Consider the following 26966-nt stretch of genomic DNA (forward strand, 5'->3'; position numbering starts at 1 on the left):
CTGGAGCACCGGATCGGCGGGATCGAGAAGCAGGACGGCACGGGCAACATCTCCTACGACCCGGCCAACCACGACTTCATGGTCCGCACCCGCCAGGCCAAGATCGACGGCATCGAGGTGCCGGACATCGAGGTCGACGACCCCGGCGAGGCGAGCACGCTCGTGCTGGGCTGGGGCTCGACGTACGGCCCGATCACGGCGGCGGTACGCCGCCTGCGCAAGGCGGGGGAGTCGATCGCCCAGGCCCACCTGCGCCACCTCAACCCCTTCCCGCGCAACCTGGGGCCGGTGCTCCAGAGATACGACAAGGTGGTGATCCCCGAGATGAACCTCGGCCAGCTCGCCACGCTCATCCGGGCGAGGTACCTGGTCGACGCCCACTCGTACAACCAGGTCAACGGCATGCCGTTCAAGGCCGAACAGCTTGCCACCGTGCTCAAGGAGGCCATCGATGGCTGACACGTCCACGGAAGGCACGGACACGATCGAGGCGCTCTCTCTCGTGCCGAAGGCCGAGGCCAGGCAGTCGATGAAGGACTTCAAGTCCGATCAGGAGGTGCGGTGGTGCCCGGGGTGTGGTGACTACGCGATCCTGGCGGCGGTGCAGGGCTTCATGCCCGAGCTGGGTCTGGCGAGGGAGAACATCGTCTTCGTCTCCGGCATCGGCTGCTCCTCCCGCTTCCCGTACTACATGAACACCTACGGGATGCACTCCATCCACGGCCGCGCCCCCGCCATCGCCACCGGCCTGGCGACCTCCCGCCGGGACCTGTCCGTGTGGGTGGTCACCGGTGACGGCGACGCGCTGTCCATCGGCGGCAACCACCTCATCCACGCCCTGCGCCGCAACGTCAACCTCAAGATCCTGCTGTTCAACAACCGGATCTACGGCCTGACCAAGGGCCAGTACAGCCCCACCTCCGAAGTCGGCAAGATCACCAAATCGACGCCGATGGGCTCCCTCGACGCCCCCTTCAACCCGGTCTCCCTCGCCCTCGGCGCCGAGGCTTCCTTCGTGGCCCGCACCATCGACTCCGACCGCAAGCACCTCACCGAGGTCCTGCGCGCCGCCGCCGCCCACCCCGGCACCGCACTGGTCGAGATCTACCAGAACTGCAACATCTTCAACGACGGCGCCTTCGACGCCCTCAAAGACAAGCAACAGGCCGAAGAGGCACTGATCCGCCTCGAACACGGGCAGCCGATCCGCTTCGGCGCGGACGGCGGCCGCGGCGTCGTCCGCGACCGGCAGACGGGCGACCTGAAGGTCGTCACCGTCACCCCCGACAACGAGGCCGACGTGCTCGTCCACGACGCCCACGCCGCCTCCCCCACCACCGCCTTCGCCCTCTCCCGCCTCGCCGACCCCGACACCCTCCACCACACCCCCATCGGTGTCCTCCGCGACGTCGACCGCCCCGTCTACGACGACCAGATGGCCGACCAGCTGGACACCGCGATCGAGCAGCGGGGCAAGGGCGACCTGGCCGCGCTGCTGGCCGGCGGCGACACCTGGACGGTCGTCGGCTGACGGCGGCGGTTTCTCAGGAGGCCCGGGTCCGCGCCACCCGGGCCTCGTCGTATGCGGTGCGCGCCCGCTCCACGTCGTCCATCCGCTCCTTCGTCCACAGCGCGAGCCCCCGCACCTGCTCCGCCGCCTCGCGGCCCAGCCCGGTCAGGGAGTAGTCGACGCGCGGCGGGATCACCGGCTTGGCGTCCCGGTGGACCAGGCCGTCGCGCTCCAGGGTCTGCAGGGTCTGGGTGAGCATCTTCTCGCTGACGCCCCGGCCGAAACTGCCGACCTCGCGGCGCAGTTCACTGAAGCGGTAGGAGCGTTCCAGGAGGGCGATGAGGACCAGGACGCCCCAGCGGCTGGTGACGTGCTCCAGGACGAGGCGGTAGGGGCACATCGCCTCGCCTGCCGCACCCATTTCACTTACTGCCATGCCAGTACCTTACTTCAAAGTGGGTACTTTCCAGAAGTTAGTACAGCTCCTAGGGTGAGTGTCGAAGACGCACCCCACAAGGAGATCGCTGAATCATGAGCATCGTCGTCACCGGAGCCACCGGGCACCTCGGCCGTCACGTCGTCGAGCAGCTGCTGGAGAAGGTCCCGGCCGAGCAGATCACCGCGGTCGTCCGTACCCCGGAGAAGGCCGCCGACTTCGCGGAGCGCGGAGTACGGATCGCGGTCGCCGACTACAACTCCCCGGAGACCTTCGACGGCCTCTTCGCCGCCGGCGACAAGGTGCTGCTGGTCTCGGGCAACGAGTTCGACAAGGGCCGCGTGCAGCAGCACCAGGTCGTCATCGACGCGGCCAAGGCCGCCGGTGTCGCGCTCCTCGCCTACACCAGCGCCCCGGGCACCCTGACCGCCGCGCTCGCCGACGACCACCGCGGCACCGAGAAGGCGCTACTGGCCTCCGGTCTGCCGTACACGCTGCTGCGCAACGGCTGGTACCACGAGAACTACACCGAGAACCTCGCCCCGGTGCTGGAGCACGGCGCGGTCGTGCAGGCCGCCGGTGAGGGCAGGGTCTCCTCCGCCTCCCGCGCCGACTACGCGGCCGCCGCGGCCGCGGTGCTGACCGGCGAGGGGCACGAGAACAAGACGTACGAGCTGGGCGGCGACGAGGCATGGGGCTTCGCCGAGTACGCGGCCGAGCTGAGCCGGCAGACCGGCAAGGAGATCGTCTACAACGCCGTCCCCGTCGAGGCCTTCGAGGGCATCCTGGCGGGCGCCGGCCTGCCGGGGCCGTTCGCCTCGATCCTGGCGGGCGTGGACGCGTCCATCGAGAAGGGCGAACTGGTGGTCTCCACCGGTGACCTCTCCCGGCTGGCCGGCCGTCCGACCACCCCGCTCGCCGAGGCGATCAGCGCCGCGCTCAAGGGCTGACCTCCGGGCTGAACTCCCCCACCCGGAGCCCCTGGGCCTTCGACCCCCGCCTGTCATGACCGTATAGCGATACGGGCATGACAGGCGGGGGTGCTCGGCGCTACCTTCGTGCAGGCGGACAGACGTACGGAGTGAGCAGGAGGGGCCCGTGGCCGGGGAGACGAAGGGTGAGCGGCGGACAGGTCTGCTGAACGGCTTCGCGGCGTACGGAATGTGGGGCCTCGTGCCCCTGTTCTGGCCGCTGCTCAAGCCCGCCGACGCGATGGAGATCCTCGCCCACCGGATGGTGTGGTCCCTCGTCTTCGTCGCCGCCGCGCTGCTGGTCGTACGGCGCCGGGCCTGGGCCGGTGAGCTGCTGCGGCAGCCCGGGCGGCTCGCGCTGGTGGCGGTCGCGGCCGGGGTGATCACCGTCAACTGGGGCGTGTACATCTGGGCCGTGAACAGCGGGCACGTGGTCGAGGCCTCGCTGGGCTACTTCATCAACCCGCTGGTCACCATAGCCATGGGTGTGCTGCTGCTGAAGGAACGGCTGCGGCCCGCGCAGTGGCTGGCGGTCGGTGTCGGCTTCGCGGCCGTGGTCGTCCTCACCGTCGGGTACGGGCGACCGCCGTGGATCTCCCTGTGCCTCGCCTTCTCCTTCGCCACCTACGGGCTGGTGAAGAAGAAGGTCAACCTCGGCGGTGTCGAGTCGCTCGCCGCGGAGACCGCGATCCAGTTCCTGCCCGCGCTCGGCTATCTGCTGTGGCTGAGCGCGCACGGTGACGCCAGCTTCGCGAGCGAGGGCACCGGGCACGCAGCGCTGCTCGCCTCGACCGGTGCCGTCACCGCGCTGCCGCTGGTCTGCTTCGGGGCGGCCGCGATCCGGGTGCCGCTGTCCACGCTGGGCCTGCTGCAGTATCTGGCGCCCGTCTTCCAGTTCCTGCTGGGCATCCTGTACTTCCACGAGGCCATGCCGCCCGAGCGCTGGGCCGGCTTCGCGCTCGTCTGGCTGGCGCTGATCCTGCTCACCTGGGACGCACTGCGCACCGCGCGCCGGACGGCCCGCGCGCTGGCCGTCGCGACCGCCACCGCCGCCGAAGTGGCCGCGGAAGCCGCCGTCCCGGTGGACACCGTCGCGCGGCGGCCGGAGGGTGCCGCCTCCGGCCAGGAACCGGAACCGGCCTCCTGACCGGTCCGGGTCCGGCTGCCGGCACTCGGCGCCCCGCGGGTCCCGAGGGGAACGCGTTCCGCGTGCGGTAGGCCGTCAGGCGCCGGCTGCCTTGGCGGCGCGGTTCGTCAGGCGGACCATGCGGGTGCGGGCGGACTCCAGCCGCTCCCGGTCGTCGGCCGCCGGGCCCGGCACGGCGGCCAGTTCGGTCCACAGCTCGATCAGGTCCCGCCCCAGGCGCAGGCCGTGCTCGGGGTCGCGCACCGCACGCCAGGCGGTGGCCGCGCTCTGGACGTTGCCGTAGGCGGCGTCCGCGTTCCGGCCGCGGTCGTGGAGGCGGGCCAGGTCGAGGGAGAGGTCGAAGGCCCGAAGCGGGTCGCCGGCCAGGTAAGCGATGTAGGCGGTCAGTTCGCGCAGCCGCAGCACCTCGGGGTGACCGGCGCCCAGCACGTCCGAGGCGTGGGCGACGGTGCGCTCGGCCAGCTCCGCCGCCGTCTCGATCCGGCCCTCCTTGACCGCTTCGTTGATCCGCGTCATGGGTTCGGTGAGCAGCGCGGCGCCCTCCGCGGTGGCGGTCACCGGACCGTCGCCGAGGACCGCTTCGGCGACCGCGTCGAAGCCCCGGGCCGGCGTGTGGTGCCGGGTGTCGGGGTCGGCGGCGCGGACCGGCGCCGGCGGCACCGGAAGCGGGAGCGGCTCGGGCGGGGGCGGCGGCGTGTCGCGGCGGGGCGGCTGGGGGACGGTGGCCCGGGGCGCCTGCGGGGCCGCGGTCCGGGGCGCCTGCGGGGCGGTGGCCCGTCCGTGCAGTTGCGGCTCGCCCATGAAGCGGCTGGCGCCGTTCACATCCACCTCGAGGGGGACGACGCAGCCGACGCGGTCGTCGTGGACCATGGCGTGCACCGGGTGGCCGAGGCTGATGGCGAGGCGCTGGAGGTGGTTCAGGACGGCCTGCTGGATCTCCTGGCCGGGGGCCGCCATGACCGCCACCCCGCCGACGGAGGCGCTGCCGGAGCCCGAGACGCGGACCTCGAGCGGGGCCGCCGGGTGCGGGTCGTCGTTCCACAGGTCCCGCTTCTTCTCGAAGCTCAGTCGAGCCATCGGTTTCCTCACTCCCCCGGCCTCACGATCCGGTCGTACGCGTCCCTGCCCCCGAGTGTCGCCGCTACACCCCTGCTCCCGCGTCACCACAACGTCACAGCCTCGCACCAGCAGGCCTCCACTGGACATCTAATTGCACGCGCATATAATGCAGGTGCTTGTATTTTCGTGGCACGTCGATCATTTTGCGGTACATCGATCACCTGGGGGACCCATGAACCGCCGTTTCCTGTTCGTGCTCGGCAGCGCCCGCGCCGACGGCAACACCGAGCTGCTGGCGCGCACGGCCGCCGAACAGCTGCCCGGGGACGTCGAGCAGCAGTGGATCAGCCTGGCCGAGCACCCGCTGCCCGACTTCGTGGACCAGCGGCGCGACAGCGACCACGTAAGGCCGCCCGCCGACACCAGCACCGGCCTGTTGCTGGAGGCGACGCTCGCGGCCACGGACATCGTCATCGCCTCGCCGCTGTACTGGTACTCGGTGTCCGGTCTGACCAAGCGCTACCTGGACCACTGGTCCGGCTGGCTGCGCACCCCCGGCATCGACTTCAAGGCGACCCTGGCCGGGCGCACGCTGTGGGGCATCGCCGCGCTCGCCGACCGGGAGCCTTCGGTGGCCGATCCGCTCGTCGACACGCTCAACAACTCGGCCGCGTACCTGGGGATGCGCTTCGGCGGGGTGCTGCTCGGCAACGGCAGCGCGCGCGGGGACGTACTCAAGGACACCGAGGCGCTGGCCCGGGCGAAGACCTTCTTCACCCGCGAGGCCCCGCCGGCCCGCTTCCCGTACCAGGACCGCTGACCGGGCCGATACCGATACGGCTAGGGCCTGTCTGACAATTCCCGTCGTCCGCCCGAAGGGCGGGCCCCGCGGCGGCGATGGGGGTCCCCCCGCGCGAGCGAAGCCGAGCGTGGGGGAGTGCGTGCCAGGCGTCGCGGGGCAGGCGGGAATTGTCAGACAGGCCCTAGGCCGTGATGTCCTTCGTCGTGAACCGCGCCCAGGCCGCCGAGCCGAACACCGCCGCGTACAGGGCCTGGAGACCGAGGTTCTTCACCAGGTCGTCCCAGTAGACCGGGTCACGCATCAGATCGGCGAAGGACAGCCAGTAGTGGGAGAAGAAGTACGGCTGGAGCGCGTGCAGTTGAGGTATCTGGTCGAGGATCTGGACGGTGATGAGCAGGCCGACCGTGGTCGCCATCGCCGCGACCCCGCTGTTCGTCAGCGTGGAGACGAACAGGCCGAGCGCCGCGACCCCGACCAGTGACGCGGCGACGACCAGGGCGATCAGCAGGGCGCGGCCGAGGCCGTCGGCGAAGCTGATCTGCGTACCCGAGATGGTCGTCAGATCGCCGAGCGGGAAGAGCAGCGAGCCGGTCAGGAGGGCGAAGACGGCGACCACGAAGGTGGCGACCAGACAGAAGGCCATGACCGTCGCGTACTTGGTGAGCAGCAGGCGGGTGCGGCCGGCCGGGGCGACCAGAAGGTAGCGCAGGGTTCCGGCGTTGGCCTCGCCCGCGATGGCGTCTCCCGCCACCACGCCGATCGCCATCGGCAGGAAGAACGGGAGCGTCGCTGCCAGCGCCGTGAACACCAGGAACAGCCCGTTGTTGGTGATCTGCGCGATGAACGCCGGGCCTCCGCCTCCGCCGCCCCGGCCACCGCCCGACGAGCCGCCCCCCGTCTCGATCTTCACCGCCACCCCGACCAGCACCGGCACCGCGGCCAGCACCCCGAGCAGCGCGAGCGTGCGCCAGCGCCGGAAGGTGACGGTCAGTTCGTTCCGCAGCAGGCCGAAGGTCCACAGCGGGGTGGGACGGCGTACGGCCACTGCCTCAGCCTGCGACATCGAAGCCCTCCCCGGTCAGCGCCACGAACGCGTCCTCCAGCGAGGCCCGCTCCACTCCGAAGCCGCGCACCCGCACCCCGGCCGTCACCAGCGCCGCGTTCAGCTCGGCGAGCTCACGGTCGGGCGGCTCGCCGCTCACCCGGTCCTCGGCGACGACGACGTCCGCGACCCCCTGCTCCTTCAGCACCCGGGCCGCGTCACCCGGGTCCGGCGTGACGACCACGAGCCGCCCGCGCGCCCCGGCCGCCAGGTCGGCGACCGGGCCCTGGGTGATCAGTCGGCCCTGGGCCATCACCGCCGCGTGGGTGCACACCTGCTCGATCTCGTCGAGGAGGTGGGAGGAGAGGAACACGGTCGTGCCGTCCGAGGCCAACTCCCGCACCAGTGCGCGGATCTCCCGCATGCCCTGCGGGTCGAGCCCGTTGGTCGGCTCGTCCAGGACGAGCAGTCTGCGCGGCTGGAGCAGTGCGGCGGCCAGGCCCAGGCGCTGCTTCATGCCCAGGGAGTAGGCCTTCGCCTTCTTGCCCGCGGCGGCCGTCAGGCCCACCCGGTCCAGTGCGGCCGTGACGCGGGCGCGCCGGGTGCGCGGGTCGGCGGTCGGGTCGGCGGCGTCGTACCGCAGCAGGTTGTCGCGGCCGGAGAGGAAGCCGTACAGGGCCGGTCCCTCGATGAGGGCGCCGACCTGCGGGAGCACGGTGCGCGTGGCCCGGGGCATGGGCTGCCCCAGGACGCGCGCCGTGCCGGAGGTCGGCTCGATCAGGCCCATCAGCATGCGGATGGTGGTGGTCTTCCCGGAGCCGTTCGGACCGAGGAAGCCGAAGACGCTGCCCGCCGGGACGGTCAGGTCGAGACCGTCGACGGCGAGCTGTCCGCCGCGGTAGCGCTTGGTGAGCGCGCGGGTGTGGATGACGCTGTCATCCGCGTCCCGCACGGCCGGCTCCGTGGCGGACGTTTCGTCCATCGGCTCCCCTGTTTCGTCATACGTACGTAGGCACGCAGGTACGCAGGTATGTCCGCGCGTGTTGCGCGGCCGGCGTCTACCGTGCCGCGTCGGCCGCCTTCACCAGCGCGTTCTTGGTCACGGTGCCGACGTAGACCTTGCCGTCGTCCGTGATCAGGGCGTTGACCAGGCGGGTGGAGAACACCGTGCCCTTGCCGAACTTGCCGGTCACGTGGTCGCCGAGCGAGCCGAGGAAGCCGCCCATGTCCCCGCCGCCCTTACCGGTCGGCAGGCCGCCCTCGCTGCCGGAGTCGAAGGTGGCGATCGAGTTCCAGCCCTTGCCGAGGACGTCGAAGCCGCCGCGGCCCTTGGCGAGGTCCTCGTGGGACTTCGGGGCGCGCTTCCCGGGCGCCTTGGCCGCGTCCGGAGCCTTGGCCGCGTCGTCCCCCTCGGTGACCTTCGCGCCCTTCGGCGGGGTGAAGTCGAAGGTCGAGGCGGCCGGCTTGGCGAAGCTGACCTGGGTGAAACCCGCGTCCACGACGGCGGCGCCGCCGCTCGACGGGGTCAGGGTGAACTTCAGCGGCGTCCCCGTCTTCGCGTCCACGGCGATGCTGATCGCACCCACCGTGGTGCCGGACTGCTTGGGCTTGATGAGCAGCTTGTAGGCGTCCCGGCCGGCGACCTGGACGGTGCCGTCGACGGTCACGGACGTGGTGTCGTCGACGGACTTCAGGGCCTCGTCGGCGAAGTCCTTCGGCGTGGCGGGGGTCTTCTCCCGCTGCTGCCTGCCGTCCTGGTCCGCGGTGCCGTGGTACACCTCGTTGGACTTGCTGTCGTAGCCCCAGACGTCCTTGCCGTCGTGGATGAGGCTGTACTCGGCGGCGCTCTCCATCAGCGAGACCTTCTGGCGGTCCGGGCCGTCGGCCGCCACGCGCAGCGTGTGACTGCCCGAGAGCAGTTCGGTGAGCTTGGACTTCGGGTCCGCCGACGAGCCGTCGCCGCCCCTGCCGGCCCCGGACAGCAGGCTGCTCTCCAGCCCGCCGAGATTCGGCAGGCCGAGGTTGGTGCTGAACCGCACCGTGCCGGACAGCTGCTGCACGTCCGACGCGGCGATCTTGTTTATGAGCTGCTGTGCGCTGATCTTCGGCAGGTCGGGGTCGCCGGAGTCGGCGAGCGCCGGGACCAGCCCGATGGTCGCCGCCGCCACCCCCACCACCGCGACCGGTACGACGTACCGGGCCGCCTTGCGGCGTCCGTGGGCCGTGTCGGTGTCGGCCATGCTGTCGTCGGACGCGGTGTCGCCGGACGTGGTGTCGTCGGATCCGTACGGTGCCATGTGTGCCTTACCTCCGTCGTCGGCGGCGGCTGCCCTCACCCTCGTCAACCCTGAGCCGCCATTCTCACCCGAATCGGTGAGGAGTGGTGATTTCCGTGGTTTCCATCTCACCAAATCGGCCGTGAGGATGCGTCAGACCCGGGAGGCAACTCGATGTACGCCTGCGGTATGACACGGGGAAGCGGGATGTCCTCCGACCCGTAGGGGTCGTACCGGATCGCGCCAGGCGAATCCGGGCACTAGCCGGCCCGGTGCACCACCGCGTCGCACAGCTGCAGGAGCGCCGCCTTGGCGTCGCACTCCCGTAGCGGCGCCAACGCCGCCCGCGCGTCCTCCGCGTAGCGCACGGTGTCCCGGCGGGCCTGCTCCAGCGCCGGGTGGGCGCGCAGCGCGGCCAGCGCCTCGGCGTGCCGGGCGTCGTCGGTCAGGTCGGAGTCGAGCAGGTCGCACAGGGCGATGTCCTCGGCCAGCCCCAGCCGGGCCGCCCGCTCCCTGAGCCGCAGCACGGGCAGGGTCGGGATGCCCTCTCGCAGGTCGGTGCCCGGGGTCTTGCCGGACTCGTGGGAGTCGGAGGCGATGTCCAGCACGTCGTCGGCGAGCTGGAAGGCGACGCCGAGCCGCTCGCCGTACTGGGTGAGGACGTCCACGACCGTCTCGTCGGCCCCGGACATCATGGCGCCGAAGCGGCAGGAGACCGCCACCAGCGATCCGGTCTTGCCGCCGAGGACGTCCAGGTAGTGCTCGACCGGGTCGCGGCCGTCCTGCGGCCCCGCCGTTTCCAGGATCTGCCCGGTGACCAGCCGCTCGAACGCCAGGGCCTGTACCCGTACGGCCTCGGGGCCGAGGTCGGCGAGGATCTGGGAGGCGCGGGCGAAGAGGAAGTCGCCGGTGAGGACGGCGACGGAGTTGCCCCAGCGGGTGTTCGCGCTGTCCACTCCGCGGCGCACCGCGGCCTCGTCCATGACGTCGTCGTGGTAGAGCGTCGCGAGGTGGGTGAGCTCGACGACGACGGCCGAGGGCACGATCCCCGGCGCGTACGGGTCCCCGAACTGCGCCGCGAGCATCACGAGCAGCGGCCGGAACCGCTTCCCGCCCGCGCGCACGAGGTGCTGCGCGGCCTCGGTGATGAAGGGGACCTCACTCTTGGTGGCTTCGAGCAGTCCCTCCTCGACAGCCGCCATTCCGGCCTGGACATCGGCTTCCAGAGCCTGGTCCCGCACGCTAAGCCCGAACGGCCCGACGACGGTCACGAGGGGTCTCCTGTCTGCTGGTGCCTGCTGGCGATCACACGGTTTGTCGATAGGTCGCTGCCCTCACTCAAGTCAGCGTATCCGGTCAGCTTTCGATCACCGAGGGCGCCCACTGTTACAGGCCGGGCGCTATCGGATCACGCCCGTTATGTTTTCGATCGGTCGATAAGCACAGATATTTATCGACTTACACGGAAGTACGACATGACTGCGCCGCTTGGAGCAGTTGGCCTTCCACTCCCTCACCCGATGCGCTACCCGATGCGGCGCCCCTCATGTCCTATTTGCCGTAAATGCTATTCCGTGAATTGGGTCACTTCGGCCGATCGGGACACCCCACCGCCCGGCACCGGCACACCGCTTGCCGCCATTGGGCAGTTGAGGGTTGGCAGACGCAAAGGATCAAGCGCCTCATACGCCTCACAACAAGGTCAACTAGGACTTTATGTGAATCCGGCGCTTGTTCAGGACATGTGCTCTCGCATACGTTCCCGGCCGTCGGGCGGAACGCCGAATCCTGCCGCCGCCCGTCACACCCATCGACGAACTCATTCACGACGGCAGGAGCGGGGGACCCAGGTTTGCCGCCGGTACGGGCGACACCCGTCGTCCCGGAACGGCTAGGGGTGAAGCCGCACCGCCTTCGGGCGGCGCGGCCGGGCACCTCCCAGCCCGAACCCGACAGCTCACCTCGCAGGCGACGGAGAGGAACTCAGCCATGTCTGCTGCCGCTCAGCACCGTGCCCCCTTCGCCCGCCTCGCCCGCAAGCTCGCCGTCGCCGGTACCGGTGCCGCCGTGCTCGCCCTCCCGCTGATCGGCGCGACCAGCGCCTCCGCGGCCACCACCACGAGCGCCCCCAAGGCCGCCCCCGCGGCCGCCACCACGCTCCCGTACGCGAACAACCTCGACGGCTGGATCCGCGAGTCGCTCGCGATCATGGCGCAGAAGGGCATCCCGGGCTCGTACAACGGCATCTACCGCAACGTGATGCGCGAGTCGTCGGGCAACCCGGTGGCCATCAACCTCTGGGACTCCAACGCGGCCGCCGGTATCCCGTCCAAGGGCCTGCTCCAGGTCATCGACCCCACGTTCGCCAGCTACCACGTGGCCGGCACCTCGTACAACATCTACGACCCGGTCGCCAACATCACGGCCGCCTGCAACTACGCCGCCCACCGCTACGGCTCGATCGACAACGTGTTCGGCGCGTACTGACCGCTCCGCTCCCTTGAGGGAGCGAGCCCCGCTCAGGGAAAGAGTCTTTCGAGGACGACGGCGATGCCGTCGTCCTCGTTCGACAGAGTGATCTCGTCGGCCACCGCCTTCAGCTCGGGGTGGGCGCCGGCCATCGCCACACCGTGGGCGGCCCAGTCGAACATCGGGATGTCGTTGGGCATGTCCCCGAAGGCAAGGGCCCGTTCGGCGCTCAGCCCGAGGTGGTCGGCGGCCAGCGCCAGCCCGGTGGCCTTGTTGACGCCGCACGGCTGGAGCTCGACGGTCCCCGGCCCCGACATGGTGACCGTCGCCAGCGAACCCACGGCCGCGCGGGCCGTGGCGGCCAACTCGTCGTCGGACAGGGCGTGATGCCGCAGCAGGACCTTGCTGATCGGCTCGCACCACAGGTCGTCGCGCCGCCGGACCCGTACGGCGGGCAGTGTGGGGTGGGGCATCAGGTAGCCGGGTTCGACGAGGGTGAGCCCGTCCACCCCGTCCTGGTCGACGGCCGCGTACACCTCCCCCACCTCGGCCTCGATCTTGCCGAGCGCGGTCTCCGCCAGCTCCCGGTCCAGGGTGACCGACCACAGCAGGCGGTGGGCGCCGGCGTCGTACACCTGCGCGCCCTGTCCGCACACCGCGAGACCCGTGCAGCCGAGGTCGTCGAGCAGCGGCCGCACCCGCGGCGCCGGGCGCCCGGTCACCACGAGGTGCCGGGCACCCGCTCTCCCGGCCCTGGCGAGGGCGGCGCGGGAGCGGTCGGAGACGGTGTCGTCGCCTCGCAGGAGCGTTCCGTCGAGATCCGTCGCGACGAGCGAATACGCAGGGCAGGTCAGGGGGGAATATGCGGGGGGTGCGGCCATGATCAGAGAATACGGACACCGCACCCCCACGACTCACCGCTGTTTCCAGCCCCAAGTGGCGCCCGCGGGCTCCTTGATGGCGATTTGACGACGATGTCGAGACGTGTGACGAGACGTGCGTCGGGACGTGTGGCGCAGCCCGTCAGCCGTGTGCCGCCGCGAGGTGCTTGGCCAGACGCGGCGAGGCGAACTCGGTGCCGCAGACGAAGCGCATCACCGGGCCGTACGACGACGCCGCCGGAAGACCGGTGAAGTACAGCCCCGGGACGGAGGAGACGTATCCCGCACTCAGCCGGGGCGCGCCCCGGCTCACCGTGAGCCGGGTGCGCAGCTCATGGCCGAGGAAGTCCATGGCCGCGATGTCCACGCGGTAGCCGGTGGCCGCGATGACGTGGTCGGCGGGGAGCTGGTTGGCCTGCCCGGCGTGGGTGCGGACGGTGAGGACCGGGCTGCCGTCGAAGACGTCCGCGCCGGCCAGCCGCTCGATCTCCTCCACCCCGACCTTGCCCTCGAACCGGTCGCGCAGCCACCAGGCGCCGAGCGGGCCGAGGACGCGGCGGACCAGGTAGTGGCGGGTGCGGGCCGGGAGGTAGCGGTAGGGGTGCGGGTAGTAGCTCAGCGCCCAGAGGGACCAGGCGCGGCCGAAGGGCGACTCGGGGCGCAGCCTCGGCTGGTTCCAGGGCGGGGCCCCGAAGGCGACCCGGCCGCGGCCCCGCGACACCACCCGTACCCGGGCGCCGGCCTCCGCGGCCAGGGCCGCCGTCTCCAGCGCGGACTGGCCGGCGCCGACGACGATCAGTTCCTTGCCGGAGAACCGGGTCAGGTCGTGGTGCTGGGAGCTGTGGGAGACCGGGCCGGTGAGGCTGGGTCCGTCGGGCGCCGCCGACGCCAGCTCGGCCGGGAGGTGGGCCAGTCCGGACAGGCCGGTGGCGACCACCACCGCGCGCGCGGTGAACGACTCACCGGAGTCCAGTTTGAGTTCGAAGCCGCCGCCGGCGCCCCGGTCCACGGACACCACCCGCACCCGCTCCAGGTCGGGCAGCAGCCTCTGCTGGAACCACTCGCCGTAGGCGATGAAGGTCTCGACCGGGATGATGTCCTCGTCGGTGACCAGCCGGCGGACGCCCGCCGCGTCGCAGTAGTCGGCGAGCGCGTGGCCGGGCTGGGGGCAGTCGATGCTGGACGCCACCGGGGTCGACTTCAGGAGCATTCCGGCGGGCATGTGGTCGCGCCAGCTGACCATGGGATCGCCGAAGACGCGGACGGGGATGCCGCGGGCCCGCAGATGGGCCGCGGTGGACAGGCCGAACGGCCCGGCACCGATGACTGCAACCGGTTGATTCACGAAGTCCCTCCCCAGGACGTGTTTTTCCGTCACTTCGTGGTGGTGGATCGTGCACCGGTCCGGACAGCCCGCCCTGGGCGGGCCTCAGCTTCCGGAACCGGTGCCGCTGCCGCGGCGGTTGGTCCGCCACAGCTGATAGAGGTGCTTCGCGCCCGGTCGCACGAAGCGCGCGAGCATCGTGAGGAACGGCAGCGGGTCGTCACCCGCGAGCCAGGCCAGCTCCGTCCCGCTCGCCCGGGTCGGCGCGTGCGGCGTCGTGTAGCCGCTGCGGCGGTAGGCGAGGAGGGCGGGGAGGTCGATGTTCTCCACGATGTAGCGGTGACCGGCCCGCTGTTCCCCCTCCGGAACGGAGCGGCCGGTCAGATCCAGGTGCATGGCGCGTACGACGTCCACGCCGGACTCGTTCTCGAAGAGCCGGAACTGGGCGCCCATGCGGGGGTTGAAGTCGAGGAGTTTGTACTGTCCGTCGCGCCGGTCGAAGCGCAGGTCGAGGTCGATGATGCCGCTGAAGCCGATCTGCTTGATGAAACGTGCGGCGAGGTCCGCGAGTTCCGGGTTGTCGACGACGTACGCGTTCGCCGTCATGCCCGCGTGCGGCGGCCACGAGCGCACCTTGACGCCGGTGAACATCGCGACCGGTGCGGAGTCGGCGTCGAAGCAGGCGTGCACGATCCAGTCCTCGGCGTCCTCCCGGGGCAGGTACTCCTGGAGGATCACGCCGGGGCGCTCGCCCCAGTCGCGGGCGAGGGCGAGCAGGCCCTCACGGGTGGCGATCCTGGTGGTGCCGTTCACGGCGGGCCGTTCGCGCCGCACGAACGCCTCGCGGTTCTTGGCCACCACCGGGTATCGGGCGGTGTCGGCGAAGGCGGCGATCTCCTCGTACGACCGCGGGAAGGCCGCCGACGGGCTGGCGATGCCGTGTTCCACGCACAGTTCGTGCAGCCCCTGTTTGCTGGCCAGCCGGCGCGGCAGGCCGGGGTCGACCCGCGGGAAGAGGAAGCGGTCCGTCAGGTCGTCCTGGTGCTCGGCGATCAGGACGGCGGCCTCTTCGTCGGTGGGGATGAGGACGGTGGGACGGCCGATGCGCCGGCCGATCCGCCTGAGCCCCTCCACCAGGTACTCCGCATCCTCCGCCCCGCTGGTCGGCCAGACGAAGGCGCGGGTGAGGTAACGGGAGGAGGCCGCGGGCGTGTAGCGGTCCTCGGTGATCGCGTACATCGGGACGCCCAGGCGGCCCAGGCTGCGGATGGCGCCGACACCGCCATGGTGCAGGGGATAGTCGCCGAACTTGACGATCAGTCCCGGTACGTCCCTGTCCGCATCGAAAGGCACACCGACGAAAGGCACACCGACGGAATTCCTGGCCACGGGTCCCCCCACGTGTCCCCCCTACGGACCGGACCCACCCCGTCCGTGTCCCCCAAAGGGACGCTAAGCCGGAATTAGCCGCTCCGACAAGGCCTATTGGGACATTGCGAACTCTTTAGACACTACCCGGCACACTGCCCAGGACCTCCGACTCACCCGTAACGTGTGGCCCGACCACATGCAACGGCCTGCAGTGATGGCACCGGATGAGAGCGAGGCAGCACCCCATGCCCCCCTTCGACGTCCCCGAGGGCGACCCCTTCGGCCCGCACAACCTCCCCTACGGCGTTTTCTCCCCCGCCGGTTCGACCGAGCGGCGCGTCGGCGTCCGGCTCGGCGACCACGTGCTCGACGCGGGCGCGGCGGCACGCGCGATCGGCTCGCCGTACGCCTCCCTGCTCGCGCACCCGACCCTCAACCCGCTGCTCGCCGCCGGCCGTACGGCGTGGTCGGACGTACGGCGGGCCCTGACGGCCTGGGTGACGGTGCCCGCACACCGGGAGACGATCGAACCGCTGTTCCACCCCCTGTCCTCGGTGACCCTGCACCTGCCCTTCGAGGTCGCCGACTACGTCGACTTCTACTCCTCCGAGCACCACGCCCGGAACGCGGGCCGTATCTTCCGCCCCGACGCCGAGGACCCCCTGACCCCCAACTGGAAGCATCTCCCGATCGGTTACCACGGCCGCTCCGGGACCGTCGTGGTGTCGGGCACGGACGTCGTACGGCCGTCCGGCCAGCGCAAGGGCCCCGCCGACCCGGCCCCCGTCTTCGGGCCCTCCGTCCGCCTGGACATCGAGGCCGAGGTCGGCTTCGTCGTCGGCGTCCCCTCGGAACGGGGCAGGCCCGTCCCGCTGGGCGACTTCCGGGAGCACGTCTTCGGGCTGTGCCTGCTGAACGACTGGTCGGCGCGCGACATCCAGGCCTGGGAGTACGCGCCCCTCGGCCCGTTCCTCGGCAAGTCCTTCGCCACGTCGGTGTCCGCGTGGATCACCCCGCTGGAGGCACTCGACGACGCGCTGGTGGCGCCGCCCGAGCGGACCCACCCGCCACTGCCGTACCTGGACGACTCCGGTGAGGAGCCCGGCGGTTACGACCTGCGGATCTCCATCGCCGTCAACGGCCACCCGGTGTCCGAGCCGCCCTTCTCCACCATGTACTGGACGGCGGCGCAGCAGCTGGCGCACATGACCGTGAACGGGGCCTCGCTGCGCACCGGGGACCTGTACGGGTCGGGGACCGTGAGCGGGCCCGAGGAGCGGCAGCGGGGCTCACTGCTGGAGCTGACCTGGAACGGTCGTGACCCGCTCGAACTTCCCGACGGCAAGCGGACGTACCTGGAGGACGGGGACGTCGTGACGCTGTCGGCGTGGGCACCGGGGGCGGGCGGGAGCCGGGTGGGGCTGGGGGAGGTCAGCGGCCGTGTCGTAGCAGGCGGTTGAGCGTTGCGGGAGTAAGGGAGCGAAGAGGCCCGGGAGCGGGTGGTGTTTGCCGTCGACGCCTGACTGCGGGCGCCCGTCGGCGTCATACTGGCGTAACAGCGTGCACCACCCGAACCGCCCCCGGGCCGTCCCCGGACCGCCTCTTCGTCCGCCCCTGCTCTGCGACCAGGAACCGGAGCCCCCGGCATGACCGTCTGCCTGCTCCTGCTGAGCGTCGTCGCCCTGACGGCCGCGGTGCCGGTACCGCGCGCGCTGACCCGGGCCGCGTGGCCCGAGCGGGATCCCGTCGTCGCGTTGTGGGTCTGGCAGTGCCTGGTCGCCACCGTACTGCTGTGCTGCCTGACCGCGCTGATGCTGGGCGCCGCCGCCGTCTTCCACACCGTCCGCGACCGCGTCTTCGCCCCCGCGCCGCCCGCCGTGACCGCCGCGTACGACCTCTCCACCGCCCCGGTCTGGGCCGTCGCGCTCACCGCGCTGCTCGCCTGCGGGGCCGCGTGGACCACGGCGATGCTCGCCCGCGAACTCGTCGAGGCCCGCCGTCGCCGCGGCCAGACCCGGGCCCACCTGCGCGAACGCGCACCCGAACTGCCCGCCGGGCTGCCTGCCTCACGGGGCCCGATGCTGGTGCTCGAGGACGAGTACCCCGACGCCTGGTGGATGCCGGGCCACCCGCCCCAGCTGGTCGTCACCACCGGCGCCCTGCAGCGCCTCACCGACCACCAGCTGGACGCCGTCCTCACCCACGAGCGCGGCCACGCCCGCGCCCACCACGACTGGCTGCTGTATCTGTCCACCGCCCTCGCCACCGGCTTCCCCCGCGTTCCGCTCTTCGCCCACTTCTGCGACCAGACCCACCGCCTGGTCGAACTGGCCGCCGACGACACGGCCTCCCGCCGCTGCGGTCACCTCACCACCGCCCTCGCCCTGATCGAGCTGAACCAGCACCGCGGTGTCCTGTCCTGCGCCTCCAGCCGCCGCCTCCTCGGCGAACGCGTCGACCGCCTCCTGGAACCCCCACCGCGGCTGCTGCGCCGGCAGCGCGCGCTGACGACGACGGCGGCGGCGCTCGTACCGCTGCTGCCGCTGCTCATCACGTTCGCCCCGGGTCTGTCGGCGCTGTCCTGACGGCCGGGCGGTCACGCCGCCAGTGGCAGATCTTCCCCCGCCTACAGGTAAAGCCCCAGCTCAGCTGCTCAACCGGTGGTGTGTCAGATGGCGCAACACTCCGGCAACACGACTTTCCCTACCGCCTCGGTATGGTTCACGACATGCCACCCACCGACCGTATCCGAGACCACGCCGGTCAAGGCGCCGCGACCACCGTCGCCGCCCACCGCACGCGTCGCCGGCTGCGTGCGGACCAGGCCAGGCAGCTCGCCGATCTCCTCCGCCACCAGATCCTCACCGGCGCCCACCCCGACGGCACACTCCCCCACGAGTCCACCCTCGCCGACGACTACAGCGCCTCCCGCAACACCGTGCGCCAGGCACTCGACCTGCTGCGCGCCGAGGGACTGGTGGACCGCCTGCCCGGCGTGGGCACGGTCGTCGTCGCCCAGAAGTACCCGCACGGGCTCGACCGCCTGATGGGCCTCGCGGAAACCCTCCGCGAACACGGCCGCGTCACCAACGAGGTCCGCACCATGGGCCCCGCCTCCGCGCCCTCCCCGGTCGCCGAACGCCTCGGCGTCCCCGCGGGCACCGACGTCCTCTACATCGAACGCCTGCGCCGCCTGAACGGCCTCCCCCTCTCCCTCGACCTCACCTACATCCCGCTCGACATCGGCACCGCCCTGCTCGACGCCGACCTGGAGAACACCGATGTCTTCCGCCTTCTGGAAGCCATCACCGGCCAGCGCCTCGGCCACGCCGAGATCACGCTGGAGGCGGTGAACGCGGACACTCACTCCGCCACCGTCCTCGAGGCCCCGCGCGGCGCGGCCGTCCTGATGCTGGAACGGCTCACCCACCTCGCGGACGGCCGCCCGGTCGACCTGGAGTTCATCCGGTTCCGCGGCGACCGCATCACCATGAGCGGTCTCCTGCACCGCTCCCTCTGACCCACCCGCTTCCCACTTCCCGCTTCCCAAGAGTTCGACCTTCCTGGAGACAGCCATGCCCTTGGCGCCCCAGCGGGCCGATGTGCCCGTGACCATCGACGAGTCCAAGTGCATCGACGGCTGCACGCTCTGCGTGGACATGTGCCCGCTGGACTCCCTCGCCATCGACGAGAGCAACGGCAAGGCGTACATGCACGTCGACGAGTGCTGGTACTGCGGCCCGTGCGCGGCCCGCTGCCCCACCGGAGCCGTCACGGTCAACATGCCCTACCTGCTCCGGTGAAAGGCCCGACTCCCATGAAGCGAACCGTGAAGCGACCCATGAAGCGTCCCGTGAAACGCACGTTCATCGCCGTGTCCACGGCGTCCCTGCTCCTTCCCCTGTCGGCCTGCGGCGGCGACGCCCAGGCCGGCGACGGACGTACGGTCACCGTCACCGTCGGCTACCAGTCCAAGACCATCAACACCGTCACCGCGGGCACCCTCCTGCGCTCCCTCGGCTACTTCGAGCAGCAGCTCAACGCCCTGCACGACGGCCACACCTACAAGGTCGACTGGCAGGACTACGCCACCGGCGCCCCCATCACCGCCCAGATGACCGCCGGGAAGATCGACATCGGCTCGATGGGCGACTTCCCGCTGCTGCTCAACGCGGCCCGCGGCAAGCAGCTCGGCCGCCCGACCCACCTGGTGTCCGTCACCGGCTACAACCTCCGCGGCGGCCTCAACACCGTCGTCACGGCTCCGGACTCCACACTCACCTCCCTGAAGGACCTCAAGGGCAAGAAGGTCTCCACGAGCGTCGGCTCGGCCGCCGACGGCACCCTCGTACGAGCCCTTCAGCGGGCCGGCATCGACCCGGACCACGGCATCTCCAAGCTCAACCAGCAGCCGCCGGTCGGCGCCTCGGCCCTGTCGGCGGGCAGCATCGACGCACTGTCCCAGTTCGTGGCCTGGCCCGGCCTGCTCGCCTACCAGGGCAAGGCGAAGGCCCTCTACGACGGCGCCCAGCTGAACCTCCCCACCTTCCACGGCGTCACCGCCCGCGAGGACTTCGCCAAGGAGCGCCCCGCCGTCCTGGAGGCCTTCCTCAAGGCACAGGCCAAGGCGACCGACTACCTGGGCGCCCACCCCGTGACCGCCGCCGAGAAGGTCGCCAAGGCCACCGGCCTGCCCGCCGAGGCCGTCTACCTCTACAACGGCGCCCAGGGCATCTCCACCTTCGACCCCGCCGTCAAGCCGCAGCTCGTCTCGGCGCTCAAGCAGGACGTGTCCGTCCTGAAGTCCGAGAAGCTGGTCGGCGACGTCGACGTCGACTCCTTCGTCGACGACCGGTACGTGAAGAAGGCCCTCGGCTCCTCCTACGCCAAGGAACTCGCCGCGACCCCCGCACCGGCCGCGAGCGAGGTGTGGGCGAAGGGCTCCGAGAAGACCACGAGCTTCAAGTCCCCGAAGGAACTGCTCGCCTACGTGGCCGGCCACAAGAACGGCATCCGTGCCGCCTACGTCCCCGACGCCACCACCGGCACCCAGTGGTTCGCCGACAAGGCGGTATGGGTGACTGACGGCGACAAGCTGCTCCCGTTCGTCGCCCCGGCGACCGCCCAGGCGTACGTCGCCGCGCACCCGGGCGCCCGGACGGTCCCGTACACCGACGCGCTCGGACTCGCCTCGTGACCCGGCGCCCGCTCGCCCGGTATGCGCTGCGAGTGACGTCCCTGGCCACCGCCCTCGGTCTCTGGCAGCTGCTGACCAGCCTGGACGTCGACCTGTGGCTGCGTTTCTCGCAGTTCCCCACGGTCACCGACGTGGCCCACGCCTTCGCCGACCGGGTCACCGGCGGTGACTACTGGACCGACCTCACCGACAGTCTCACCCGGATCCTCCTCGGCTTCGCGCTGGCGGCCGTCCTGGGCGTGGCGACGGGCGTGCTCGTGGCCCGCTCGCGCCTCGCCGAGGACCTGCTCGGCCCGGTCCTCGAAGTGATCCGCCCGATCCCGGCGATCGCTCTCGTCCCGGTGGCGATCCTGCTCTTCCCGTCCAACGAACAGGGCATCGTCTTCATCACCTGCACCGCCGCCTTCTTCCCCGTGCTGGTCTCCACCCGGCACGCGGTCCGCGCGCTGACCCCCGTGTGGGAGGAGGCGGTGCGCACCATGGGCGGCGGCCGGTGGCGGATCCTCGGCTCGGTCGTCCTGCCGGGAGCGCTGCCCGGCATCTTCGGCGGCCTGTCCGTCGGCATCGGCGTCTCGTGGATCTGCGTGATCTCCGCCGAGATGATCTCCGGCCAGTACGGCGTCGGGTACCGCACCTGGCAGGACTACACGGTCGTCAACTACCCGGGCGTGTTCGTCGGCATGGTCACCATCGGCGTACTCGGCTGGGTCACCTCCACCCTCGTCGAACTGCTGGGCCGCCGGCTGACCCGCTGGCTGCCCCGCACGTCGTACGTCCCCGGCGTGCGCGCCCCCCGGCGGGCGCGCGGCGCCACGGCCCCTGCTCCGACCCTCTCCAGGACCGAGGAGGACGTGCCCCATGACCAGTTCGTCTGACGTCCGTTCACCGTCCCGCACGGGTGCGGGACTCGCCCTGCACGGCGCCGTTCTCGGACGGCCGGGCGCGCCCGTGCTGCACGAGGTGGACCTCGCCGTCTCCCCCGGCGAGATCCTCACCGTCGTCGGCCCGTCCGGCTGCGGCAAGTCGACGCTGCTGCGCACGCTGGCCGGGCTGCTGTCCCCGCTCGCCGGAGAGGTGGTCCAGGACGCGCACCCCCTGACGGGCCCCGGTGCCGACCGCGCCCTGATCTTCCAGGAGGACGCCCTCCTGCCCTGGCGCACCCTGCGCGCGAACGTCGAACTCCCCCTCGCCATCCAGGGGGTGCCCCGGGCCGAACGCCGCGCCCAGGCGGAGTCCTGGCTGGCGCGCGTCGGACTCGCCGAGCAGTCCCGGCAGTTGCCCCACCGTGTCTCCGGCGGCCAGCGCCAGCGCGCGCAGCTCGCCCGTGCCCTGGCCGGCAGCCCGCGTGCCGTCCTCATGGACGAACCCTTCGGCGCCCTCGACGCCCAGACCCGCGCCGGCATGCAGGACCTGCTGGTGGAGGTGCTGGGCGGCACCGGAGCGACCGTCGTCTTCGTCACCCACGACGTGGACGAGGCCCTGTTCCTCGGCGACCGCGTGGCCCTCCTGAGCTCCGGCCGGCTGACCGCCGTACGCGACGTACCGCGCCCCCGCGACCGCACCGCGCACGACGATCCCGCGCGCGTGGCGCTGCGGCGCGACGTCCTGACCTCACTGAGCATCTGAAAGGCACCCCGGTGGACACCCCGGACACCCGCACCGACACCCCCACGGACGCCTCCGCGGACACCCCCACGGACACTCCCCTGGAGATCCCCGCCCTCGCCGACGCCGAGGAACTCACCTGCGACGTCCTCGTCATCGGCGGCGGCACCGCCGGCACGATGGCCGCACTGACCGCCGCCGAGCACGGCGCGAGCGTCCTGCTGCTGGAGAAGGCCCACGTCCGGCACTCCGGGGCGCTCGCCATGGGCATGGACGGCGTCAACAACGCGGTCATCCCCGGCCGCGCCGAGCCCGACGACTACGTCGCCGAGATCACCCGCGCCAACGACGGCATCGTCGACCAGTCCACGGTCCGCCAGACCGCCACCCGCGGCTTCGCGATGGTGCAGCGCCTGGAGTCGTACGGGGTGAAGTTCGAGAAGGACGAGCACGGCGAGTACGCCGTCCGCCAGGTCCACCGCTCGGGCTCGTACGTGCTGCCCATGCCGGAGGGCAAGGACGTCAAGAAGGTGCTGTACCGGCAGCTGCGGCGGCGCGAGATGCGGGAGCGGATCCGGATCGAGAACCGGTTGATGCCGGTGCGCGTGCTGACCGCCGAGGGGCGTGCCGTGGGCGCGGTCGCCTTCCACACCCGCACCGGTGCGTTCGTCACCGTCCGCGCGGGCGCCGTCATCCTCGCGACCGGCGCCTGCGGCCGCCTCGGCCTGCCCGCCTCCGGCTACCTGTACGGCACGTACGAGAACCCCACCAACGCGGGCGACGGCTACGCCATGGCCTACCACGCGGGCGCGGAACTCACCGGCATCGAGTGCTTCCAGATCAACCCGCTGATCAAGGACTACAACGGCCCCGCCTGCGCGTACGTCGCCAACCCCTTCGGCGGCTACCAGGTCAACCGGCACGGCGAACGCTTCGTCGACTCCGACTACTGGTCCGGCCAGATGATGGCCGAGTTCGCGGCCGAGGTGGCCAGCGACCGGGGGCCGGTGTACCTGAAGCTGAGCCACCTCCCCGAGGAGTCGGTCTCGGCGCTGGAGTCCATCCTGCACTCCACGGAACGCCCGACCCGGGGCACCTTCCACGCCGGGCGCGGCCACGACTACCGCACGCACGACATCGAGATGCACATCTCCGAGATCGGCCTGTGCGGCGGCCACTCGGCCTCCGGCGTACGGGTCGACGACCACGCCCGTACCACCGTCCCGCGTCTGTACGCCGCCGGCGACCTGGCCTGCGTGCCGCACAACTACATGATCGGCGCCTTCGTCTTCGGCGACCTGGCCGGCGCGGACGCCTCCCAGTACCGCCCGTACGAAGGGGAGCTTCCGCAGGACCAGTTGCGGGAGGCGCACGAGCTGATCTACCGCCCGCTGCGCAACCCGTCCGGCCCGCCGCAGACCCAGGTCGAGTACAAGCTGCGCCGCTTCGTGAACGACTACGTGGCCCCGCCGAAGTCGGGCGCCCGGCTGTCGCTGGCCCTGGAGGCCTTCGAGCGGATGCGCGCGGACATCGCCGCGATGGGTGCCCGCACCCCGCACGAGCTGATGCGGTGCGCGGAGGTCACCTTCATCCGCGACTGCGCGGAGATGGCCGCGCGCGCCTCCCTGGCCCGCACGGAGTCCCGCTGGGGCCTCTACCACGACCGCCTCGACCATCCGGAGCGCGACGACGCCTCCTGGTTCCACCATCTCGATCTGCACAAGTCCCCCTCCGGTGCGATGGAGTTCACGGCTCGCCCCGTGGCTCCCTATCTGGTTCCGGTCGATGAATTCACTCCGGTCGGCGGCTCTTCCCGGCACCTCGGTGAGGTCCGGCCCGAGGACGTGGCCACCGCCGGGTCCCAGGACCTGGCGCCGGTCGCCACGGGGCCGGCCTCCGCACCCGCCCCCGGGCCCGTGGACCACGGCTCGGCCGAGACCGCCTCGCCCAGGCTCCTGGAGCTGCTGGAGCTGGCCGAGGAGCAGCCGGAACTCGCCGCGATCGAGCCCTACTTGACCGACCTCGACGCTGCCGTGCGGCGGACGGCGGTCTCGGTCCTCACCGAGACGGTGCCGCCCGGCACCGGGCAGGCCCTGGCCGGCGCCCTCGGCGACCCCGACGCCGACGTGCGTGCCGCCGCCGCGGCCTCGTTGCGCGAGCTCGTCGAGACCCTCCCGCCCGAAGCCGCCCTGGGTGCCGCCCTCACCGCCGCGGTCGCCGAGACCGACCCCGTGGTGCGCGCCGCCGCCCTCGACGTACTGCGTGCCCTGCGCCTGGGTGACGCCGGCCTGTTCGCCGGGGCACTGGACGATCCCGACATCACCGTCCGCATCGAGGCCGTACGCGCACTCGTCTCGGTCGACGCCGCCGAACCGCTGGCCGGTGCGGCGGCCGACCCCTCGCGGGAGGTCCGCGTCACCGTGGCCAAGGCACTGGCCGCGGTCAGCTCGGCGACCCTGGCCGCGAGCGCCCTGGAGCTGCTCACCGGCACCCTGGACCGCCTCACCGAGGACACCGACCCCCTGGTGCGCGGCGCCGCGCTCGGCGCGCTGGCCACCGTCGGCTGCCCGGCCCCGCTCGCCGCTCGTGCCGTGGCCGCGCTGGCCGACCCGGCATGGCAGGTCCGGGCGGGCGCGGCGACCGCCCTGGGCTCCGCCGACTCCGGTGCGTCGGTCCCCGCCCTGGCCAAGGCGCTCGCCGACCCCAACGCCGACGTGCGCAAGGCGGCGGTGCTCGCCCTGACCCGGCACAACGGCACAGCGGAGGCCCGGGCGGCCCTCGCCACGGTCACCTCGGACCCGGACGCGGACGTCAGGGCGTACGCGGCACGGGGGCTCTGACGCGTTCCGGCTTCCGCGTCCAGGTCCCGGCGCCTATATCCAGTCGGGCTCCGGCTCCTCCTCCGGCCAGTCGTCGGTCGCGGCGGCCGGAGCCGGAGCCGGAGCGTCCAGAGAGGACAGCACTTCGAGGACACCTTCGCCGTACGTCGCCAGCTTCTTCTCTCCCACTCCCCCGACGGTGCCCAGCTGGTCCACCGAAGCCGGCCAGACCGTGACGATCTCCCGCAGTGTGGCGTCGTGGAAGATGACGTACGCCGGAACACCCTGTTCGCGTGCCTGCTCGGCACGCCAGGCACGCAGGGCCTCGAAGGCGGGCAGCAGCTCCTCGGGCAGCTCGGCCGCGGCCGCCTTGGTCTTGCGGTCGCCCCGGCCGGACGATCCGGCGGACGACGCACGCTGGGTCACCGGCTTCTTCGGCTCCTTGCGCAGCGGCACCTCCCTCTCCCGCCGCAGCACCGCCCCGCTCGCCTCGGTGAGCACCAGCGTGCCGTACTCCCCCTCGACCGCGAGCAGCCCCTGGGCCAGCAGCTGCCGGACGACGCCCCGCCACTCGCCCTCGGAAAGCTCCTCACCGATGCCGAAGACGGACAGCTGGTCGTGGTCGAACTGGATCACCTTGCCGGTGCGCTTGCCGAGCAGGATGTCCACGATCTGCACCGCGCCGAACTTCTGCCCGCGCTCCCGCTGCAGCCGCACCACCGTCGACAGCACCTTCTGTGCGGCGACCGTGCCGTCCCAGGTCTCCGGGGGCGTGACACAGGTGTCGCAGTTGCCGCAGCCCGCCGGGTCCGGGTCCTGGCCGAAGTAGGCGAGCAGCTGGCCGCGGCGGCACCGGACCGTCTCGCACAGGGCGAGCATCGAGTCCAGGTGGGCGGCGGCCCGGCGGCGGAACGCCTCGTCACCCTCGCCGGACTGGATCAGCTTGCGCTGCTGTATGACGTCGCCCAGGCCGTACGCCATCCAGGCCGTCGACGGCAGGCCGTCCCGCCCCGCCCGGCCGGTCTCCTGGTAGTAGCCCTCGATCGACTTGGGCAGGTCGAGGTGGGCGACGAACCGCACGTCCGGCTTGTCGATGCCCATCCCGAAGGCGATGGTCGCCACCACGACCAGACCGTCCTCGCGCAGGAACCGGGACTGGTGCGCCGCGCGCGTGCCCGCGTCCAGGCCGGCGTGGTAGGGCACCGCCTCGACGCCGTTGCGGGAGAGGAACTCCGCGGTCTTCTCCACCGAGTTCCGTGAGAGGCAGTACACGATCCCCGCATCGCCCGCGTGCTCCTCGCGCAGGAAGGCGAGCAGCTGCTTCTTGGGGTCGGCCTTGGGCACGATCCGGTACTGGATGTTGGGCCGGTCGAAGCTCGCCACGAAGTGGCGGGCCGTCGGCATGTTCAGCCGCTGGGTGATCTCCTGGTGCGTGGCGTGGGTGGCCGTCGCCGTCAGCGCGATCCGCGGGACGTCCGGCCAGCGCTCGCCCAGGAGGGAGAGGGCCAGGTAGTCGGGGCGGAAGTCATGGCCCCACTGCGCGACACAGTGCGCCTCGTCGATGGCGAAGACCGCGATCTTGCCCCGCGAGAGCAGGTCGAGCGTGGGCTCCAGGCGCAGCCGCTCCGGTGCCAGGTACAGCAGATCCAGCTCGCCGGCCAGGAACTCCGCCTCGACCACGCGCCGCTCGTCGAAGTCCTGCGTGGAGTTCATGAACCCGGCGTTCACGCCGAGCGCGCGCAGCGCGTCCACCTGGTCCTGCATCAGCGCGATGAGCGGCGAGACCACGATGCCCGTACCCGGTCTGACCAGGGCCGGGATCTGGTAGCACAGCGACTTGCCGCCGCCGGTCGGCATGAGGACGACGGCGTCGCCGCCCGCCACCACATGCTCTATGACCGCTTCCTGCTCGCCGCGGAAGGCCTCGTATCCGAAGACCCGGTGCAGCGTGGCCAGCGTCTCGCTGTCCGTCGTCCCTGGCATCTCGCCGATCCCGCCCGTCCCGCCCATCGTCGTGCCCCCCGTACGTCGCCTCTCGACCACTGCGTCCACGATAG

General features: G+C 71.6%; 23 protein-coding genes, 1 pseudogene and 1 riboswitch. Of the genes and pseudogenes, 14 read left to right on the forward strand and 10 right to left on the reverse strand.

Annotated features, from left to right (window positions below):
* Window positions 1-459: pseudogene (locus ACH45E_RS36105) on the forward strand (2-oxoglutarate ferredoxin oxidoreductase subunit alpha); the annotation flags it as partial.
* Entirely contained in the window at window positions 452-1531 is a 1080-nt protein-coding gene (locus tag ACH45E_RS36110) for a 2-oxoacid:ferredoxin oxidoreductase subunit beta (protein ID WP_399042283.1), read from the forward strand. The pseudogene ACH45E_RS36105 and the gene ACH45E_RS36110, both read left to right, overlap by 8 nt.
* A 13-nt stretch (window positions 1532-1544) precedes the next feature.
* On the opposite strand, the gene ACH45E_RS36115 is transcribed toward ACH45E_RS36110, so the two are convergent.
* The gene (locus ACH45E_RS36115; protein ID WP_361449734.1) at window positions 1545-1946 is read right to left on the reverse strand and encodes a helix-turn-helix domain-containing protein; all 402 of its coding nucleotides are present in this window, start codon (window positions 1944-1946) and stop codon (window positions 1545-1547) included.
* Between the two features lie 95 nt (window positions 1947-2041).
* On the opposite strand from ACH45E_RS36115, the gene ACH45E_RS36120 reads away from it, so the two are divergent.
* Both ACH45E_RS36120 and rarD read left to right on the forward strand, forming a co-directional pair.
* Window positions 2042-2896 (forward strand): SDR family oxidoreductase, encoded by an 855-nt coding sequence (locus ACH45E_RS36120; RefSeq protein ID WP_361449731.1) that lies wholly within the window; start codon window positions 2042-2044, stop codon window positions 2894-2896.
* A 148-nt stretch (window positions 2897-3044) separates the two neighbouring features.
* Window positions 3045-4064 (forward strand): EamA family transporter RarD, encoded by a 1020-nt coding sequence (gene rarD, locus ACH45E_RS36125; RefSeq protein WP_361449728.1) that lies wholly within the window; start codon window positions 3045-3047, stop codon window positions 4062-4064.
* A gap of 75 nt (window positions 4065-4139) precedes the next feature.
* Here the strand turns inward: rarD and ACH45E_RS36130 are convergent, their stop codons facing one another.
* A complete protein-coding gene (locus tag ACH45E_RS36130; protein ID WP_361449725.1) occupies window positions 4140-5141 on the reverse strand; it encodes a hypothetical protein in 1002 nt (333 codons plus the stop codon).
* Window positions 5142-5355: 214 nt separating this feature from the next.
* On the opposite strand from ACH45E_RS36130, the gene ACH45E_RS36135 reads away from it, so the two are divergent.
* Window positions 5356-5943, forward strand: coding sequence for an NAD(P)H-dependent oxidoreductase (locus ACH45E_RS36135; RefSeq protein WP_361449722.1), 588 nt, complete (start codon window positions 5356-5358; stop codon window positions 5941-5943).
* A 163-nt stretch (window positions 5944-6106) separates the two neighbouring features.
* Here the strand turns inward: ACH45E_RS36135 and ACH45E_RS36140 are convergent, their stop codons facing one another.
* The 4 genes from ACH45E_RS36140 to ACH45E_RS36155 all read right to left on the reverse strand — a co-directional run bounded on the left by ACH45E_RS36140 (window position 6107) and on the right by ACH45E_RS36155 (window position 10514).
* Window positions 6107-6988, reverse strand: a complete 882-nt coding sequence (locus ACH45E_RS36140) for an ABC transporter permease (protein ID WP_361449719.1) — start codon at window positions 6986-6988, stop codon at window positions 6107-6109.
* Entirely contained in the window at window positions 6975-7949 is a 975-nt protein-coding gene (locus ACH45E_RS36145; protein WP_361449716.1) for an ABC transporter ATP-binding protein, read from the reverse strand. Before ACH45E_RS36145 ends, ACH45E_RS36140 begins: the two co-directional genes overlap by 14 nt.
* 76 nt (window positions 7950-8025) lie before the next feature.
* A complete protein-coding gene (locus ACH45E_RS36150; RefSeq protein WP_361449713.1) occupies window positions 8026-9264 on the reverse strand; it encodes an outer-membrane lipoprotein carrier protein LolA in 1239 nt (412 codons plus the stop codon).
* A 239-nt stretch (window positions 9265-9503) separates the two neighbouring features.
* Window positions 9504-10514: a polyprenyl synthetase family protein gene (locus tag ACH45E_RS36155; RefSeq protein ID WP_361449710.1), complete on the reverse strand. Its 1011-nt coding sequence runs from the start codon at window positions 10512-10514 to the stop codon at window positions 9504-9506.
* A gap of 530 nt (window positions 10515-11044) precedes the next feature.
* Window positions 11045-11227: riboswitch (cyclic di-AMP (ydaO/yuaA leader) on the forward strand.
* 5 nt (window positions 11228-11232) lie between these two features.
* On the opposite strand from ACH45E_RS36155, the gene ACH45E_RS36160 reads away from it, so the two are divergent.
* Window positions 11233-11730 (forward strand): transglycosylase SLT domain-containing protein, encoded by a 498-nt coding sequence (locus tag ACH45E_RS36160; RefSeq protein ID WP_361449707.1) that lies wholly within the window; start codon window positions 11233-11235, stop codon window positions 11728-11730.
* Between the two features lie 32 nt (window positions 11731-11762).
* On the opposite strand, the gene ACH45E_RS36165 is transcribed toward ACH45E_RS36160, so the two are convergent.
* From ACH45E_RS36165 to ACH45E_RS36175, 3 genes are all read right to left on the reverse strand, one after another.
* A complete protein-coding gene (locus ACH45E_RS36165; RefSeq protein ID WP_361449704.1) occupies window positions 11763-12593 on the reverse strand; it encodes an HAD family hydrolase in 831 nt (276 codons plus the stop codon).
* 142 nt (window positions 12594-12735) lie between these two features.
* Window positions 12736-13938 (reverse strand): FAD-dependent oxidoreductase, encoded by a 1203-nt coding sequence (locus tag ACH45E_RS36170; protein ID WP_361449701.1) that lies wholly within the window; start codon window positions 13936-13938, stop codon window positions 12736-12738.
* Between the two features lie 84 nt (window positions 13939-14022).
* Window positions 14023-15270, reverse strand: coding sequence for an ATP-grasp domain-containing protein (locus tag ACH45E_RS36175; protein ID WP_361449698.1), 1248 nt, complete (start codon window positions 15268-15270; stop codon window positions 14023-14025).
* Window positions 15271-15533: 263 nt separating this feature from the next.
* On the opposite strand from ACH45E_RS36175, the gene fahA reads away from it, so the two are divergent.
* The 8 genes from fahA (at window position 15534) to ACH45E_RS36215 (ending at window position 24930) form a co-directional block, all read left to right on the forward strand.
* Window positions 15534-16748 (forward strand): fumarylacetoacetase, encoded by a 1215-nt coding sequence (fahA, locus tag ACH45E_RS36180; RefSeq protein ID WP_361449695.1) that lies wholly within the window; start codon window positions 15534-15536, stop codon window positions 16746-16748.
* Window positions 16749-16934: 186 nt separating this feature from the next.
* Window positions 16935-17873, forward strand: a complete 939-nt coding sequence (locus tag ACH45E_RS36185; RefSeq protein ID WP_361449692.1) for a M56 family metallopeptidase — start codon at window positions 16935-16937, stop codon at window positions 17871-17873.
* A 143-nt stretch (window positions 17874-18016) separates the two neighbouring features.
* Window positions 18017-18808: a GntR family transcriptional regulator gene (locus ACH45E_RS36190; RefSeq protein ID WP_361449689.1), complete on the forward strand. Its 792-nt coding sequence runs from the start codon at window positions 18017-18019 to the stop codon at window positions 18806-18808.
* 55 nt (window positions 18809-18863) lie between these two features.
* The gene (locus tag ACH45E_RS36195) at window positions 18864-19091 is read left to right on the forward strand and encodes a ferredoxin family protein (RefSeq protein ID WP_010986276.1); all 228 of its coding nucleotides are present in this window, start codon (window positions 18864-18866) and stop codon (window positions 19089-19091) included.
* A 50-nt stretch (window positions 19092-19141) separates the two neighbouring features.
* Window positions 19142-20485 carry an ABC transporter substrate-binding protein gene (locus ACH45E_RS36200; protein WP_361449684.1) on the forward strand — a complete coding sequence of 448 codons (1344 nt, stop codon included), beginning with the start codon at window positions 19142-19144 and terminating at the stop codon, window positions 20483-20485.
* Entirely contained in the window at window positions 20482-21360 is an 879-nt protein-coding gene (locus tag ACH45E_RS36205) for an ABC transporter permease (RefSeq protein ID WP_361449681.1), read from the forward strand. The genes ACH45E_RS36200 and ACH45E_RS36205 overlap by 4 nt, the downstream gene beginning before the upstream one ends.
* On the forward strand, window positions 21344-22111 hold the full coding sequence (locus ACH45E_RS36210; RefSeq protein ID WP_361449678.1) for an ABC transporter ATP-binding protein: 768 nt from the start codon (window positions 21344-21346) through the stop codon (window positions 22109-22111). The genes ACH45E_RS36205 and ACH45E_RS36210 overlap by 17 nt, the downstream gene beginning before the upstream one ends.
* A gap of 80 nt (window positions 22112-22191) precedes the next feature.
* Window positions 22192-24930 (forward strand): fumarate reductase/succinate dehydrogenase flavoprotein subunit, encoded by a 2739-nt coding sequence (locus tag ACH45E_RS36215; protein ID WP_361449761.1) that lies wholly within the window; start codon window positions 22192-22194, stop codon window positions 24928-24930.
* A 33-nt stretch (window positions 24931-24963) separates the two neighbouring features.
* Here ACH45E_RS36215 and recQ read toward each other — a convergent pair whose 3' ends face one another.
* Window positions 24964-26919, reverse strand: coding sequence for a DNA helicase RecQ (recQ, locus tag ACH45E_RS36220; protein WP_361449758.1), 1956 nt, complete (start codon window positions 26917-26919; stop codon window positions 24964-24966).
* Window positions 26920-26966: the final 47 nt, after the last annotated feature.

Source organism: Streptomyces sp. NPDC020299 (assembly GCF_044387825.1).
Taxonomy (GTDB): domain Bacteria; phylum Actinomycetota; class Actinomycetes; order Streptomycetales; family Streptomycetaceae; genus Streptomyces.

Coding starts and splice junctions, on each gene's coding strand:
- ACH45E_RS36145 (WP_361449716.1), bottom strand. CDS start 7,949: ATGGACGAAACGTCCGCCACGGAGCCGGCCGTGCGGGACGCGGATGAC.
- ACH45E_RS36210 (WP_361449678.1), top strand. CDS start 21,344: ATGACCAGTTCGTCTGACGTCCGTTCACCGTCCCGCACGGGTGCGGGA.
- ACH45E_RS36115 (WP_361449734.1), bottom strand. CDS start 1,946: ATGGCAGTAAGTGAAATGGGTGCGGCAGGCGAGGCGATGTGCCCCTAC.
- ACH45E_RS36190 (WP_361449689.1), top strand. CDS start 18,017: ATGCCACCCACCGACCGTATCCGAGACCACGCCGGTCAAGGCGCCGCG.
- ACH45E_RS36110 (WP_399042283.1), top strand. CDS start 452: ATGGCTGACACGTCCACGGAAGGCACGGACACGATCGAGGCGCTCTCT.
- ACH45E_RS36135 (WP_361449722.1), top strand. CDS start 5,356: ATGAACCGCCGTTTCCTGTTCGTGCTCGGCAGCGCCCGCGCCGACGGC.
- ACH45E_RS36195 (WP_010986276.1), top strand. CDS start 18,864: ATGCCCTTGGCGCCCCAGCGGGCCGATGTGCCCGTGACCATCGACGAG.
- ACH45E_RS36165 (WP_361449704.1), bottom strand. CDS start 12,593: ATGGCCGCACCCCCCGCATATTCCCCCCTGACCTGCCCTGCGTATTCG.
- ACH45E_RS36130 (WP_361449725.1), bottom strand. CDS start 5,141: ATGGCTCGACTGAGCTTCGAGAAGAAGCGGGACCTGTGGAACGACGAC.
- ACH45E_RS36185 (WP_361449692.1), top strand. CDS start 16,935: ATGACCGTCTGCCTGCTCCTGCTGAGCGTCGTCGCCCTGACGGCCGCG.
- ACH45E_RS36150 (WP_361449713.1), bottom strand. CDS start 9,264: ATGGCACCGTACGGATCCGACGACACCACGTCCGGCGACACCGCGTCC.
- ACH45E_RS36160 (WP_361449707.1), top strand. CDS start 11,233: ATGTCTGCTGCCGCTCAGCACCGTGCCCCCTTCGCCCGCCTCGCCCGC.
- fahA (WP_361449695.1), top strand. CDS start 15,534: ATGCCCCCCTTCGACGTCCCCGAGGGCGACCCCTTCGGCCCGCACAAC.
- ACH45E_RS36120 (WP_361449731.1), top strand. CDS start 2,042: ATGAGCATCGTCGTCACCGGAGCCACCGGGCACCTCGGCCGTCACGTC.
- recQ (WP_361449758.1), bottom strand. CDS start 26,919: ATGGGCGGGACGGGCGGGATCGGCGAGATGCCAGGGACGACGGACAGC.
- ACH45E_RS36140 (WP_361449719.1), bottom strand. CDS start 6,988: ATGTCGCAGGCTGAGGCAGTGGCCGTACGCCGTCCCACCCCGCTGTGG.